9 protein-coding genes are annotated in these 17,250 nt (G+C 33.2%); 4 read left to right on the plus strand and 5 right to left on the minus strand.

All coding sequences use genetic code 11. The features are described from left to right. Positions 1-36: 36 nt before the first annotated feature. The 3 genes from OD803_RS03235 (at position 37) to OD803_RS03245 (ending at position 3,720) form a co-directional block, all read left to right on the plus strand. Complete coding sequence (locus OD803_RS03235) at positions 37-906, plus strand: cupin-like domain-containing protein (RefSeq protein ID WP_131506251.1); 870 nt, start codon at positions 37-39, stop codon at positions 904-906. A gap of 35 nt (positions 907-941) precedes the next feature. Beyond that, the gene (locus OD803_RS03240) at positions 942-1,433 is read left to right on the plus strand and encodes a DUF6646 family protein (protein ID WP_262732332.1); all 492 of its coding nucleotides are present in this window, start codon (positions 942-944) and stop codon (positions 1,431-1,433) included. A gap of 130 nt (positions 1,434-1,563) precedes the next feature. Beyond that, positions 1,564-3,720, plus strand: coding sequence for a T9SS type A sorting domain-containing protein (locus tag OD803_RS03245; RefSeq protein ID WP_262732333.1), 2,157 nt, complete (start codon positions 1,564-1,566; stop codon positions 3,718-3,720). Between the two features lie 53 nt (positions 3,721-3,773). Here the strand turns inward: OD803_RS03245 and OD803_RS03250 are convergent, their stop codons facing one another. Then, the gene (locus OD803_RS03250) at positions 3,774-4,244 is read right to left on the minus strand and encodes a regulatory protein RecX (RefSeq protein WP_262732334.1); all 471 of its coding nucleotides are present in this window, start codon (positions 4,242-4,244) and stop codon (positions 3,774-3,776) included. 115 nt (positions 4,245-4,359) lie between these two features. On the opposite strand from OD803_RS03250, the gene OD803_RS03255 reads away from it, so the two are divergent. Next, positions 4,360-10,008 (plus strand): GEVED domain-containing protein, encoded by a 5,649-nt coding sequence (locus OD803_RS03255; protein ID WP_262732335.1) that lies wholly within the window; start codon positions 4,360-4,362, stop codon positions 10,006-10,008. Between the two features lie 46 nt (positions 10,009-10,054). Here the strand turns inward: OD803_RS03255 and OD803_RS03260 are convergent, their stop codons facing one another. The 4 genes from OD803_RS03260 to gdhA all read right to left on the minus strand — a co-directional run bounded on the left by OD803_RS03260 (position 10,055) and on the right by gdhA (position 17,053). Continuing rightward, entirely contained in the window at positions 10,055-12,466 is a 2,412-nt protein-coding gene (locus OD803_RS03260) for a TonB-dependent receptor (protein WP_262732336.1), read from the minus strand. 26 nt (positions 12,467-12,492) lie between these two features. Then, positions 12,493-13,212: a DNA repair protein RecO gene (gene recO / locus OD803_RS03265; protein WP_262732337.1), complete on the minus strand. Its 720-nt coding sequence runs from the start codon at positions 13,210-13,212 to the stop codon at positions 12,493-12,495. Between the two features lie 16 nt (positions 13,213-13,228). Then, positions 13,229-15,592, minus strand: a complete 2,364-nt coding sequence (gene porZ, locus OD803_RS03270) for a type IX secretion system anionic LPS delivery protein PorZ (RefSeq protein ID WP_262732338.1) — start codon at positions 15,590-15,592, stop codon at positions 13,229-13,231. 117 nt (positions 15,593-15,709) lie between these two features. Then, on the minus strand, positions 15,710-17,053 hold the full coding sequence (gene gdhA, locus OD803_RS03275) for an NADP-specific glutamate dehydrogenase (RefSeq protein ID WP_129759622.1): 1,344 nt from the start codon (positions 17,051-17,053) through the stop codon (positions 15,710-15,712). Between the last annotated feature and the right edge of the window lie 197 nt (positions 17,054-17,250).

Here is a 17,250-nt window from a genome sequence, read left to right on the forward strand (position 1 = left end):
ACGTTTTCTTAACTTTGGCGTTCTAAATTAATAGCATTGAAATTACAACTTCAGGACATCCCTCGAGTAAAAACCATCACTAAAGAGGATTTCATAAAACACTATTACAAGCCACAAAAACCTGTGGTTATAGAGCGTTTTATCGAAGATTGGCCTGCGTATTCCAAATGGAATTTAGATTATATGAAGTCGGTTGCTGGTGATAAAACCGTACCACTTTATGACGACAGACCTGTTGATTATAAAGACGGTTTTAACGAGCCACATGCTAAAATGAAAATGCGCGACTATGTAGATTTACTTAAAAAAGAACCTACACGTTATCGTATTTTTCTTTGGAACATTTTAAAAGAAGTACCTCAACTTCAAAAAGATTTTAGCTATCCTAATTTTGGTATTCGGTTAATGAAAGGACTACCAATGTTATTTTTTGGTGGAGAAGACTCTTATACCTTTATGCATTATGATATTGATTTGGCTAATATTTTTCATTTTCATTTTGAAGGTAAAAAACAAATTATCCTTTTTGACCAAAAACAAAACAAGTATCTATATAAAGTACCTCACTCTTTAATCACAAGAGAAGATATTGATTTTTCCAATCCAGATTTCAAAAAATGGCCAGCATTACAACATGCTAAAGGCTACACTACTGAACTCAACCATGGAGAAGTCCTTTATATGCCTGAAGGCTATTGGCATTACATGAAATATGTGACCCCAGGCTTTTCTATGAGTCTAAGATCTATAGCAAAGCGTCCTAAAAATTTATCAAAAGCGCTATACAATATTTTTATCATGAGACATTTTGATAATGTAATGCGTAGAATTAAAGGACAGAACTGGATAGATTGGAAAAACGAAAAAGCCATAACAAAGACCAATAACTATCTTAAGAATTTATAATATTTACAGGCTTAAAACTTTAAGACATTTTAATTATGAAAAACTTATTTTTATTTATTGCATTAATTTCATTTTCATTGGTAAATGCACAAGCATTTAAAGGAAAAGGAGACCAGAAATTTCAAGTCGGACTGAATTTGCAAGATGAAGCTACAGGAATTAATGTAAGTTACGACTATGGTTTAGGCGAAAATATCTCTATTGGTGTATCCTCTACCTATGCTTTAGGAATTGATGATCGTTTAGATGCTGGTTTTGGTGATCGCTTTGATATTAAAGGGCGTTTTAATGCTAATTTAGGTAATGTGGTAAATATTGATGAAAATTTTGATCTTTATCCTGGTTTAAACATTAGCTTAAAGAATTTTGGAGGTCATGTTGGAGCTCGATATTTTTTCACTGATGGTTTTGGAATTTTTACAGAAGCATCATTCCCTTTAGCAAAATATAGCGATGATAAATCTGATATTGGTTATTACATTCATAATCAGTTTGCTTTAAATATTGGAGCTTCATTTAATTTGTAAGTTTATTCATCACAAATTAAGATTTATCCTACATAAATAATCGTTTAATCGAAAACAAATTGCATTTCATAGGTGAGTTAATCTAAAGTTGTATAATTACTCAACGATTAACCAAATCCAAACTTAACCTATGATAATTAAATTACTTAACCTACGAGTTATACGTGTATTGACCATTGCTTTTTGCTTTGGAGTATTAACACATGCAAAAGCTTTAGCCTACACTGTTAGCGTACCTTCAATTAGTGGGTTTTCATACGAATATGAAAATGGTCCCTCAGCTGCACAATTTTTTTTAGTATCCGATGCGTTTTCATTAAGTAGACCTTACACCATTACTGCCCCAACTGGTTATGAGGTTTCTACTAATGAAAACTCAGGATATAGTTCTGAAATTACTATTCCAGGAGCATTAATTAGCTCTGGCTCCGTAATCGTTTACATTAGACTTGAAAGCGGACTAGTTATTGGAAACTATAATGGAACTATAGCAATTTCAGCCCCTGAGTTATTACCAAACCCTTCTGTTTCTGAATCTGTTTCTGTAAGTGGTGAAGTTGTTAGACACTCTACGACATGGAATGGAACTTCATGGAGCAACTCTCAACCTAACGAAAACAGTATTGTTGAGATAAATGCTGATTATATTACTAATCTTCAAGGAAACATAAACTCGTGGAGTCTTCAAGTTAATGCAGGTCATACATTATCAGTTGGTGATAACACACATGTCTCTGTTACTACTGACGTAGTAGTTGATGGAACAATAACTGTAGCTCATTATGGTGCTTTTGTGCAAGTTGAAGATACAGGTACATTTACTGTTAATGCAGGTGGTACTTCTAACGTTGTAAAGCAAACTGCACAATTAAACAACTGGTACAATTATACCTATTGGAGTTCGCCAGTTGTTGGTGAAACTGCTGGAGATGCGCTTTCATCATCTCAATATCGTTTTGTTTATAATGCACAAAATTATCTTGATGTTTTAGATGAAATTGGAAATACTGGAACATATGTTGCTGGACATGATAATATTGATGATGATGGTAACGATTGGCAAAGTATTTCTGACGCAACAGTTTTACAACCAGGAACAGGATATGCAGCAACACATACAGCAAGTGGGTTTTCATCTGGAACTTCATATCCATACACCTTTAGCGGACCATTTAACACAGGAGATATAACGACACCTATATATTATAATGGAGACAATGGAGATAACGATTGGAATATGATAGGAAATCCATATCCTTCAGCAATAAGTGTTGATGCCTTTTTTACTGAAAATACAGGTGTAGTCTCTAACGCAGTTTATTTATGGTCACAAGCATCACCTCCTAGTGGTAATAACACAGGTAATGAAACGCTAAACTTTAACACCAATGATTATGCTGTTATTAACGGAAGCGGACAAATTGCAGGTGGATCAGGTATTGTACCTTGTAGATACATCCCTTCAGGACAGAGCTTTTTTATTCAAGGTTTAGCAAACGCCAATGTAACCTTTACCAACAGCATGCGTATGGGAGACGACATTAGTAACAATCAATTTTTTAGAGATGCAGGTTCTTGTAGTCCTTCAGCCGAAAGTAGATTATGGGTTAACCTTACCAATAACAATGGTGCATTTAATCAAACTCTTGTAGCTTATGTTAATGGTGCAACTGATGGTGAAGACTCTAGTTTTTATGATGCTGAAAAAAACCTAGCAAGTGGTGCTAATGCTTATTTATATTCACTAATTAACGAAACAGATGTTCACAAACTAGCTATACAAGGTAAAGCGCCTAGTACACTTACTGAAAACGAAATAATCCCATTAGGATTTATAGCAACTGAAGACGCTCAATTTACCATTTCAATACCTCAGCTTGAAGGAGATTTTTTAAATACACACACTATTTATTTAAGAGATAATTTTTTAAGTATAGAACATGATTTATCATCAGCTGATTATACGTTTAATGCTATAGCAGGAGAACATGATAACAGATTTGAAATAGTTTTTACAGAGAACAGTACTCTAAGTGTTTCTGAAGCTGAAATAAATGATTTTTCAATTTACAATTTAGACAGAACGAGTATTAAAGTTAAACACAAAACTCAAGACATAACACAAGTAAAACTTTATACCGTTTTAGGTCAAGTAGTAAATGAAACTAAAGCCAATAACAATGAAGTTGTTATTAACACTTCACAACTTTCTAAAGGCAATTATATTATTGAAACAACCCTAACAAACCATACTAGATTAACCAAAAAATTCATAAAGCAGTTTTAAATTTCACCTTTGGTTTTAAAAAAGTCCTTGTAGTATTTACTCAAGGGCTTTTTTTATATCAGCTCATTTACTTTATCGTATACTAAATGGGTTTCCCAACCTCTATACAGTAAATAATCTGCTAGTTTTTTTCTTTTCTTTTGAAGATTAGATTCCTTTATTTGTGCTACTTTTTTTTCGGCAAGTTGGTTAAAGGTTTCTAGGTATTCAGCATCAGAAATTTCTTTGAATGCTAACTTGATATTATATGCACTAATTTCTCGTATTTTAAGCTCTAACTCTAAGCGCTTACGACCCCATTTTTTTATTCTAAACTTCCCTAAAACAAACGTCTTTGTAAAACGCTCTTCGTTTAAAAAATTATGCTCAAGCAAATGCACAATAATTTTGTCTCTTGCCTCAGGAATCATTCGCATTGCATATAACTTTTTGGTCACTTCTTGATGACAACGTTCTTGATACGCACAATACCGTTCCATCCGTTTTTGCGCTTCGTCTAAAGTATATGTTTTTGGTCGATGCATAGTACAAAAATAGTAACAATTTGTTAATAAAACCGAAAACTCAACCCCTTGAAAATTAAGTAATTTAGCTTATATTTACTGCTTGTTTTTTAGCGTTATATAATTTTTTCCCTTTATGAAAAAGAAATACTCCCTCGTATTAATAGTATTTTTATGCCTAACCGCAACTGGGTTTGGGCAAGGTTCTGAAAGTTTTACTAATTTAACTGCTCCTGGAAATTCATACGATTCTGGATCATACACTGGCGATAATGGTCTAGTCTGGACTTATTATGGAGCTAGATTAGTAAATTCTACATATAACATAACAGGAAATTCCGTTGGTTTTGGAAGAACTAGTAATGGAACAAGACTTGTTTCAGCGACTTCAAACGCAAATGGAGTTGGTGATTTAACATATAGCGTTAGATCGTATTTTACTGGTGGTACCGCTGCTGATAGAACTATAGAAGTATATGTAAACGGATCTATTTATGACAATTACACTTTAGATGCTGAAGGTCCTGAATATACAAGAACGTTTACAGCTAATGAAACTGGCGCTGTTTTAATAGAGTTTAGATCTATTGGAGACAGACAAATTGTCATTGATGATGTTTCATGGACTTCTGCAGTCCTACCAGACTTAACAATTTCTGGCGCTGCTACAGATCATGGCTCATCTTGTTTAAATACATCTGCTTCAACACTACAGTATACAATAACCAATAATGGTGCTGTGCCTGCTGTTGATGTTAATGTGGTTTCAGATGACCCTCAGTTTGTAGTAAGCAATTTATCTTCAACTACTATTGCTCCTTCTAGTACAGCCACCTATGATGTTACATTTACTCCTACTGCTATTGGAGCGCAAACAGCTACTTTAACAATAAGTAGCACAACAATAACCGATGATGCTACAAGCATTTTAACTGGTACAGGAATTACTGCTCCTAATATAACTACACAACCAACCGATCAAAATGCTATAATACCAAATACAGCAACATTCTCTGTTGCTTCAAGTAATGCTACAACATACCAATGGGAAGTTAACTCTGGTTCGGGTTGGAATAATGTAACAGATGGTACTGGAGCTACAACTAACACCTATACTACTGGAACTACAAACGCGACAATGGATGGTAATCTTTACAGATGTGTATTAAGTAATGCTTGTGGTTCAACAACATCAAACAGTGCCACTTTAAATCTTTCTAATCCTAATCCAAATAACGTTACTAGTATTTCAGGTTGTTTTGAAGATAATAGCGTTATTTTAAGCTGGACACCTCCAGCTACAGGAACTACTCCAACAGGTTATGTTGTTTTTGCAATCGACGGAGGAACCGATCCTGCAGGAACCAAAACTGACGCTAACACTTATACTGCTAATTCAGATTTTTCATTAGCTACTCCTGTAACACCTGCTTCATTAGGTCGCGTCGTTTATAAAGGTAATGCTACATCTGCTACTATTACAGGATTAACTGAGAATAATAATTATTCGTTTACAGTATATTCTTATGTTGGCGAATCACTTACTGGATGGGCAAGTGGAGACACAGGTGGAAGTACTGTTACCAATGGTATTGCTCAGGGAGATATTAGCAACCTAACTGCTACACCACTTACTAACCAAGTCAATTTAAGTTGGAATAATCCAACACCTACTTCTTGTTGGGATCAATTAATAATAGTAGCTAACCAAGGTTCAGTTACCTTTACTCCAACAGGTGATGGCTCAGCTTATTCAGGAGCTGACAATGATATTTATTCTACACCTAATCAGCTTGTTTACGAAACAACAGCAAATGTTACCAATAAATCAGTTACTGGTTTAGTTGATGGCTTAAATTATTGCTTTAAAGTATTTATAAGAAGAGGCACAACTTGGTCTGAAGGTGTAGAAGTTTGTTCAGTACCTGCGTTAACATATTGTAGTTCTGATGGTGGAACTAATGCGTCTGGTATTTTAAATGTTAATCTAAACACTATTGATAACTCAACTGTTTCTACTAATAGTTATTCAGATTACACAGCAATTACAACCAATTTGACTTTAGGTGATAGTTATAATTTAAGTGTTAATGTTAATACTTCTGGCAATCATACGTCTTATGTAAAAGTTTGGATAGATTGGAATCAGGACGGAACTTTTAATAATTCCGGAAACGAAGCATTTGAATTAGGAACAACCACCAATAGTGCAAACGCCCAACCATCTTTATCTCCTTTATCTATTACCGTTCCTACAAACGCTGCACTTGGAAATATAAGAATGAGAGTAAGTGCAAAATCAGATGATGGAGAATCTTATGCTACACCTTGTGAATATTTTAGTTTTGGTGAAGTTGAAGATTACACCATTAATGTTATTCAACCAACAAATGCTGAAATAAATGTAAAAGGTAATAATATTACTATACCAAACGGCTTTAACGCTCCTTATGGCTTAAACAACACATTATTTGGCTCAACAAATGTAGGGTCAACTAGTGCTGAAAAAAGCTATTTTGTAGAAAATATTGGAGCAACTGCTTTAAACCTTACTGGAGCACCTATCGTTGAAATTACAGGTGCAAACGCTAGTGATTTTACAGTAACCCTACAACCTAATACCTCTATAGCATCATCTTCTGATTCTGAATTTAGAATAGAATTTTCTCCTACTGCTGATGGAACAAGAACAGCTACTGTGAGCATAATTAATTCTGATAGCGACGAGAACCCTTATACTTTTGATATTGAAGGCACAGGAGTATGCACAGCAACTTTAGTTAGTTCTATTTGGCCAATTGAAGGCCCTGAAAATACTGAAGTGACCATCACTTCTGCTGAAGATTTAACTGGAGCCTACGCTGAATTAAATGGCTTACTTATGACGACGGTTTCTTCAACTTCTACTGAGCTTGTTGTTTTAGTACCTACTGGTGCAGCATCAGGAAATTTAGTTGTTCAGTTTCCAACTGGCTGTTCTTCTACAAATACTTTTACTTTTATTGATAATGCAATTAGTGGTTGTGAAACTGCTCTGTCATCAACAATTCCAAATGATTTATTTATAAGCGAGGTTACAGATGCAACAAGTGGAAGTTCATCCTATGTTGAGATTTTTAATGGTACATCAGGCACAATAAATTTATCAGATTATAGTATAAATGTATACAATAATGGTAATGCAAGTCCTTCTAGTTCAAACGCATTATCTGGCAATCTAGCATCTGGTAGCGTTTATGTTGTAGCGCTTGGGACAACATCTTGTAGTCCATTAAATAATTTAAGTGTAACCCCTAACCAAACTTTTGGTACATCAAGTGGAATTAATTTTGACAATAATAGCTCTGATATGATTGCACTTTACAAAATTTCAACAACTTCTATTATTGATGCCTTTGGAGTTTATGGAAGTGGCACATGGGCTAATGGACTAGGTATTGGCGGTGATGGTGTTAATTTTAGAAGACAAAACAATGCTACACCATTGCCCTCTAGCACATTTGACATTAATGATTGGGATATGATTGACTGGACTGGTTGTTCTGATTCTGATTATGTAGACATTGGGCTATTTGATTTTTCTTTAGGAATTCCACCAACAGTTTCTGTATTAAACACACCTACTTTTGACTGTAATAACTCCATTCAACTTACAGTAAATGGCTCTGAAGGTGTTGCAGGAGGTCTACCTTTAAGTTATCAATGGTACTACCTTGCACCAAACGCTACTACTTTTGTTGTTGTTCCTAATAATGTCGATTTTAATAATGATTCAACATCAGCAACACTAGATATAATTAACCCAATTACTTATATTGATTATCAATTCTATTGTCAAGTTAGGGAAAATTCTAGCACTTGTTATACAGCTAGTAATGCTGTTAAAATAAGTGCTGAAACAGCAATATGGGACGGAACAAACTGGTCATCTGCTCCTGCTTCTAATAAGACTGCAATTTTAAATGCCGATTATAATACTAGTGTAAACGTTAATGGAGAAACAAGCTTTGAGGCTTGTAATTTAATCATTAATGATGCAGAACTTATTATTGCGGATGCTAACAATGGTGGTGTTAACACGTATGTAGAAGTTGGTAATGATCTTATACTAAATGGTACAGCTTCAATATTAGTTCATCCTCAAGGTGCTTTTGTACAAATTAATGATGATGGTTTAGTAACTGCCGATAATCCTGACAATATTCAAGTTAATAAGAGAACTGCAATGATGGATAACTGGTATGAATACACCTACTGGAGTTCTCCTGTTTTTGAAGAAACTATTGGAGATGCTTTAGTAGATGCTTCGAGTAACAGGCGTTTTAAATTTAGTGCCCAAGACTATAGAGATTCTAATCAAGAAATTAACAATACTAACACATTTATAATTGGTCAAGACAATATAGATGATCCAAGCTCATTTGCTGATGGTACAGGGTACGATTGGCAACAAACAAACAATAGTGATTTTATGACTCCTGGTGTTGGATACGCTTCAACTCACGATTCTGGCTTATTTAGTGCACTTCCTTGTAATAATGGTCCTAACTGTCAATTTACTTATTCTTTTAGAGGTCTTTTTAATAATGGTGTTATTGAAGTTTGGATGTATAGAAATGATGAGGAAACCAACGATAATAACTGGAATTTACTTGGAAACCCATATCCTTCTGCCATAAGTGCTGATGCATTTTTAAATTACAATGCAGATATAGGCACTGCCACTAACAGAGTTGTTGATGGAGCTATTTACTTATGGTCACAAAACACTCCTCCTGATGGCAATACAAGCGGTAATGAGCAGCTAAACTTTTCTCAAAGTGATTATGCTATCATTAATGGTGTAGGAGAAACAGCTACTAGTGCTGGTGGAGATGGCAGTGACCCAACAAATAGAATGATTCCTTCAGGTCAAGCATTTTTTATTGCAATGTCTGATACTGCTCCTACTACTGAGTATGTTTCAAACCCAACAGCACAAGCAGGAGATATACAAAGAAAACGTGTTGTTTTTAATAATTCAATGCGTGTAAGAGGAACCAACGATAACTCTCAATTCTTTAGACAAAACACAACTAACACACTTAATAAATTATGGTTAGATCTAACAACTGATAATGGAGTGTTTAATCAAATTTTAGTAGGTTATGTCGACAATGCAACTAACGGTTTGGATAAAATGTATTTTGATGCTCCTATGGCTTCGCCAAACGTTAATGCTGTGATGTATTCAATTATTGAAGGTTCTGATAAAAAGTACACCATTCAAGGAAGAGCGCCAGAGAGTTTAACCTTAAACGAAGTAATTCCTTTAGGATTTAGTACATTAATAAATACACCTACAATTTATACCTTAACTATCTCAAAACTAGAAGGTGAGTTTTTAACCACTAATACTATTTATGTAAAAGATAAATTATTAAATATCACTCACAACCTATCAGAAACTGATTATACTTTTACATCTGAAGCTGGTGAGTTTAATGAGCGTTTTGAAATTGTATTTATGCCAGAAGCGCTATCAATTGACGATAAAGATATTAGCCCTAAAGATTTAACAATCATTGAGCTTAACGATAATGATGTTAAATTCACTATAGGTGCAAATATTACTATTGAACATGTTGAAATTATTGATCTTTTAGGAAGAACGCTATACAACTTTAATGGTAATAGCAATTCAGAAATTTATAACCTTTCGGCTTTAAGTCAAGCCACCTATTTGGCTAAAGTAACATTGTCAAACGGACAAGTAATTACTAAGAAAGCAGTGAAACGAAAATAAAATAATCATCACACAAAAAAGCCTCCTAAGTTGGAGGCTTTTTTATTTATAATGTGTACATCAAGGACAGAATTAAATTTCTTCCAGCAGAAGCAATACCTGATGAATATGTTTTATAACGTTGGTCTGTAATGTTTTCTAAACTCGCTATTAGTGTTGCTGCATCAGTAATCTTATACTTAGTTCTTAAATTAAGAGTATACCAAGAAGGCGAATAAGGATTTCCGTTAGCATCCAAAGCATAGATGTAATCTTTTTCAGATTCAGAAGGCGCCAATTGATTAAATGACAACTCATTGTTATAAACAGCAAATGCGTCTAACTGTAACTTATCATTTTGCCAAACTAAATGCGTGTTTCCAAAGTTTGGAGCAGCATGTCTTACAGGAACTTCAATACCATTATCTTCTTCTGTTCCTCCTATTATATTATATTGTGTGGTTAGTTTAAACTTTTCAGAAAAATTAAGTTGAGCTCCTGCTTCAAAACCATAAATCCAAGCTTTAGATGCGTTTTGAATAGCTTGCACATTACTTAATTCACCATTATACTCTATTTCAGTTTCACCATTAATATTAAAGTCTCTTCGCACAAGTGCATTATCTAAATAGGTATAATACGTTGAAAGATCAATAATAAATGTTTGATCAAAATTTAAATTAAGCCCAAGTTCACCACCATAAGCATACTCTGGTTTTAAATTGTTATTAGGCACAACTACTGAACCAGGTTCAGAGTCAAACACCTTACCAATGTCATCCATATTTGGAGCTCTAAAAGCCGAAGAGGCATTTAATTTCCATTGGATGGTTTCGTTTGGTATCCAGCTTATTCCTGCTGTCCCAGTAAATGCTCCTGCATTGATTTTTGATTCATTAAACGGAAGGTTCAAAAACTGATTGTTTTCAGTAAAATCAGCATTTGAAATAATATGATTATAACGCACTCCTGTTTGGAAAACAAATTTAGGATTAGGTTTATATTTCAAACTTGAGTAAGCTGCCATAGATTGCCAATCGGAACCATCAGGATATCTTGACACAACGTTAGCAGTCTCGTAGGTTTCTATGTTGTATGTATTTCCTTCAGAATTAATTTTATTGTAAACGTATTCTACACCATAAAACAATTCTGTTTTTGAACCCAACTGCTTTTCAAGATCAAGGTTAAAAGATATAGCATCTACACTTTCTTCGGTTGTATTTCTTTCAACAGACTGAAAATCTCTATCAATTCTGCTTTCCTGAAAATTTTGAAAAGCAACATTCGTTTGTATTTTATCATAAAAGCTAGAGTTACTACTCAGTTTAGTATACTGTAAGTTTGCCATGAACCAACGTTGTGGTCCGTAATTCCATTCGGCAGATCTTAAATTGTCTCCTCGATATCTTATTAATCGGTCGTATCTAGAATACTCTGAAGTTTCAGTATAATACAGTCCTAAATCAAAGCTTTGGTTATCTTCAGGTTGAAACTTAATTTTTTGTAGAAGATTAATTTGATCGTAGCCTGTTGGTTTTTGTACTAAGGGTTCATCATTAGCAACAATAACGTCTTCGCCATTAATGGTTTCAACATATTCAGGTCTAATGTATTCATCTGGACCATGAGCTCCCATTCTTAAATCGTCAAAATCAGTATAACTTACGCTTGTTAAAAACGCCCATTTTTTAAGTCCGAAATTTAAGTCTAGGTGTCCTGTTTTTTCACTATTTGCTGTTGCATATCTTGCTACTGCATTGGCTTTAAAAAACAAAGAGTCTGAATACGAAAGCTGAGGTTTTTTAGTATAAAAACTCATAACTCCACCAATGGCATCGCTACCATAAACAACAGAGCCTGCTCCTAAATTAACTTCTGTATTTTGAATAGAAAAAGGATCAATAGAGATTACATTTTGAAGATTTCCTCCTCTAAAAATGGCATTATTCATTCTGACACCATCAACTGTTATAAGCAATCGATTAGTTGAAAACCCTCTAATCATTGGGCTTCCACCACCCAACTGGCTTTTTTGAACGTAAATATTACCAGTGTTTTCCAACAAATCTGCACTTGTTTGTGGATTTGAAAACTGAATTTTTTCAGCATCAAAACTAATCACTTTCTGAGGAATATCTCTCTTGCTTTGTTCAAATTTTGAGGCAGAAACTACTACCTCATTCAACCCTTCAACGTTTTGGGTTAAATACACAATAAAATTGTTACTTGCTATTTCCGCTTTGCTCGTTTTTAGTTTTTGATATAACAAGTTTTGAAAAAAGATAGTTTCATTATCATCAAACTGACTTAAAGTCGTATATCCATCGATATCAGTAATTACCGATTTTGATTTATCAGAATTATAAATTGTAACTCCAGAAATGGGTAAATTTGTCCCTTTTTCAAGAACTTGAATTTGTTGTGCCTGTAAAAATGAAGTAAAGCAAATTAATACAAATAGAAATTTGTGTTTCATTGTACGTTTTTTTTTGTTGGTTTTAGTTAGTTAAATACTTGATTAAAAACAGTTAGCGATTTAGGTTTTTTAAAATCTCCTAAGTGTAACTCATAATAAAGTAATATCATATTTAAAAACGATTGCCTTTGTTTTGAGTTTAATTTAATCGTATTTAATGCATCAAAATTTATGCCTAACAGCTGTTTTAAGAGCGCTAAATTTTCTCCAGAAATGGAATACATATTAGTCTTGTTTACCTCAAACTCTCCACTGCTTAAGTTAAAGTATTTATTATCAATATTTGACTGTTGAGGATAAAACCCCAAATGCTTTGTTAGATTAAGTAAAAATAATAGATGAAAGTTTGAAAAACTACTTTCATTATCCAACCAAAGTAGTGTAGTCTCTAAATATTCAAACAACAAATCATTTTTCTCCTCCTCTTTTAATGTATTTGATAACACTTCTGACAAAAACATAGCAACAGACCCTTTTAAAACATTGGTGTTTATACTTTCGTAAACATACTTAGGTTTTACCTCTTTAAAGGTTTGAAGAGATTGATTAGGTCGATAGTTTTCTTCAACTTGAAGCTGAGTTAACGGTTGAAAATAGGCTGTTTTAGCACTACCTTTTCTAGATTTGAGAACACCTCTTAAAATATAACTCACCAAACCTCTATGCTTGGTATAGCATTTTACAATAAGATCGTTATCTCTGTACTTAAGTTTTGAAAGAACAATTACATTAGTTTTTATAAGCATAAACTGTGTAATTGGATTATCTTACAATGAGGAGCTTTAAAACTTTTGTTTCAAAAGAATCTAAATCAGAAATCATAATTAGATACACACCTGTTGCAACAACATTATTAGCTAGGTTTTTACCATTCCACACTCCTGTTCCACCATCAATAGCAAAATTATAGTTAGAAGATCTTTGATTAACGTTAGATTGAGCCTCGGCAACCAAATTGCCCTCAATATCAGTAATCTTTACGTTTACATTTTCAGTAAGCCCTTTTATTTTGACTCCTTTTGTAATATTATTTAAATCATTATACCCTAAAAGATCATATTCAGGCCTAACAGGGTTTGGATACACAAAGGCATTTTTTAACTCATCTTCAGGCTTTGATCCTCCAGAAAGAAAAGAAACCATTCCTTTCTCTGTTGCAATATAAACTCTACCGTCTTTGTCATCTATTGAAATATCGTTTATTGTATTTGAAGGTAATGGTGAATTGTCTTTTGTGAAATGATAAATAGTTTCTTGCCCATCAGGAGAAAAGTAAAAAACTCCTGAAGTTAAAGTTCCTACCCACTTATTATCAGAACCATCTACCTTTATATCAGAAATAAACTGGTTGGACAATAACTCTTGAGGAATACCGTCTTCTAAAATAACTATCTCACTAACAGATGGGTCTGGATCCTCAAAAAAACCAGAAGTATTATACAACACTCTTAAGCCCTTAAATGTACCAATCCATAATTGATTCCTTGAATCTATTGCTAAAGCCCTAACTATTTCAGAAGGCATATTATTCTCTAAACCATCAACTTGTCTAATTAAATTACCATTTTCATTAAACCCAATGAGTCCATTAAAAAAACCTCCCGTCCACTTTGTCCCATTTCCATCAACAACAACATCACTAAATCCAGCCTCATCATTTAAACCATCTGGAATAATTTCTTCAAAACTAAATGATTGCCATTGCCCCGAACTAGGGTTGAAAGATTTAAGTGGTCTATCGACTCTACTTGTCATCGTCCACATAACACCAGATCTATCAAACACAGAACCACTCTGCCTAATACTATATGCATTAGGATTGTTAGGAACCACTAGTGATTCTAATCCACTATTTGTATTATCTAGCAAAGTACTTACCTCTCCATTGTTTATTTCTAATATACCATCTTGATAAGAACTAATAAAAACTTGATTTGTATTAAATGGATTGATTGCAATATAATTTAAGTTTCTTGCTCCTAACAAACTATCAAAAGGTATATTTCTCCATGAATCATCAACTAAATGGCTTATGCCATATCTTCTTACTGGAGCAGGGTTATATGACAAAGTATAGTCACCAAAAGTCACCCACAAATCACCATTCCCTGCTTGGATTCTAAAAGCATTATTATTTAAAGGACCTTCAGGCCTAATGACGTCAAACTCCGTAGGGTTTTCAAAAGTGGTTTTTAAAACTCCAAAACTACTTGTGCCTATATAAATATTATTGTTAACTAATGTTGCCGATGAAAATAAAGTATCATATTCATCATTAGTTGTTATATTAAGCAATAAATTATAATCACTATCATAAATAAAAACATCATATCTGCTAGTGATAATTAAATATTCATCAACAACTTTAGTGTCTAATGGTAAATCAGCATAAGTATTTAATTGAATTAAAGCATCATCTATCATCTCATATGCAACCCTATTCAACCTAACAGTATATAATTTATCATTTACTGACTGTATTGTTATAAAATTACCAACACTAATAGTTTGCCATTGAAGATAATCTACTAAATTGGGATTTGTTAAATTAGCCTTTTTTATAGCATTTCCGCTACTACATGCAGCATAAATATTACCATCAAATATTGTGGTTTGATTAACTATAATTTGACTTCCACCATTTCCCATAAAATAAGTATCTCCAAACTCAAGTCTTTCTAAGTCGTATACTGAAATACCATAATCAGTAGATATATAAACTAAGCCTTCATATTCGTTGAAATGATTTATCTTTTTCACATCAGGAGACAGTGTTTCCTTTTCTAATATATCTACTACCGACAAAACACTCTTATCATTAAATACAGCTTCTATCAACCCATTTTCATAACCAATTAATAATATATCATAAACATCACTGTAATGTATGGTAGTAATATTATCCCCAGATAATCCATTTACGGTTGTAATGTTATCAATCTCAGCTGTTAATAAATCATAAGTGAATATTGCATTTTCAGATGCAGCAAAAATCTTGTTATCTCCTTGATCAACATCTTTAATCTCATAATATGAAAAATGTTGCTCCCATAAAGTAGAATAATCTTGCGAAAAGCCTGAGATAGTAATAAATGAAATAAAAAATGTGAGTATTTGTTTCAACATATTTTAAATTAAGTTTCAAATATATTTATTACAAACGACAAATTTTAAATATTAATATAATTTGTAAACAAAAAAGCTCTCAAATTGAGAGCTTTTAATAATATATTTTTAAAATTTTTACACCACTCCTTGAGCTAGCATAGCATCAGCAACTTTTACAAAACCTGCAATGTTTGCTCCTCTAACATAGTCAACATAACCATCTTCATCTTTACCATACTCAATACATGCTTCATGTATGTTAGCCATAATTTCTTTTAACTTATTGTCTACTTCATCTCTCGTCCAGTTGTAACGTAACGAGTTTTGAGTCATCTCTAAACCAGAAGTTGCAACACCTCCTGCGTTAGATGCTTTTCCTGGAGCAAACAATATTTTAGCTTTATGGAATTCTGCAATCGCCTCTTTAGTTGATGGCATGTTAGCACCTTCACTTACACAAATGCAACCGTTATTTAATAGTGCTTTAGCATCATCACCATTAAGTTCATTTTGTGTTGCACAAGGTAAAGCAACATCACATTTTACATTCCATGGCGTTTCACCTTTAAAGAATTTAGCGTTAGGATATTTCTCAACATACTCACTAATTCTTCCTCTTTTTACATTTTTAAGCTCCATTACAAACGCTAATTTAGAAGCATCGATACCTTCTTCATCATAAATGTAACCTGAAGAATCTGATAATGTCACTACTTTTCCTCCTAATTGAGTTGCCTTTTCAGCAGCATATTGTGCCACATTACCAGATCCAGAAACTACTACTGTTTTTCCATTAAAATCATCTCCTTTGGTTTTAAGCATACTTTGAGCAAAGTAAACATTACCGTAACCTGTTGCTTCTGGTCTAATTAATGAACCACCCCAAGACATTCCTTTTCCTGTTAAAACTCCAGTAAACTCGTTTCTTAATTTTTTATACATTCCAAAAAGGAATCCTATTTCTCTAGCACCTACTCCAATATCTCCTGCAGGAACATCTGTTTGAGGTCCAATATGACGGAATAATTCACTCATAAAAGAATGACAAAAACGCATAATTTCGTTGTCACTTTTTCCTTTAGGATCAAAATCACTTCCTCCTTTACCTCCACCCATTGGCAGAGTTGTTAAACTGTTTTTAAATACTTGTTCAAAAGCCAAAAACTTAAGAATACTCATATTTACTGATGGATGAAAACGTAATCCTCCTTTGTAAGGACCAATTGCAGAGTTCATTTGAATTCTATAACCTCTATTTACTTGTATTTCACCAGAATCATCTACCCAACACACTCTAAAAGTCACCACTCTTTCTGGCTCAACCATTCTTAATAGAATGTTTTTTCCATGATAAATATCGTGTTTAGCAATATAAGGAATAACTGTTTCAGCTACTTCTTCTACTGCTTGTAAAAACTCAGGTTCTTGACCATTTCTTTCTTTTACAAGGTCTAAAAAAGCTTCAATTTTTTCTTTCATTATATATTTATTTAATAATGCATTGATAATTTCAAGGCACAAAGATACGTTATCTCTAAAAAATACAACTTATTTTTTTATTATTCTCAAAAAAATAATATGTGAGTAACAATCTTATAAATCAGAACGTTTAAATTATAATTATAGCTTAAACACTAATTATTTGGTAGTTAAAGCAGTTTTTATATATTTGTTGA

Source organism: Gaetbulibacter sp. NE (genome assembly GCF_025548475.1).
GTDB classification, from domain to species: Bacteria; Bacteroidota; Bacteroidia; order Flavobacteriales; family Flavobacteriaceae; genus Gaetbulibacter_B; species Gaetbulibacter_B jejuensis.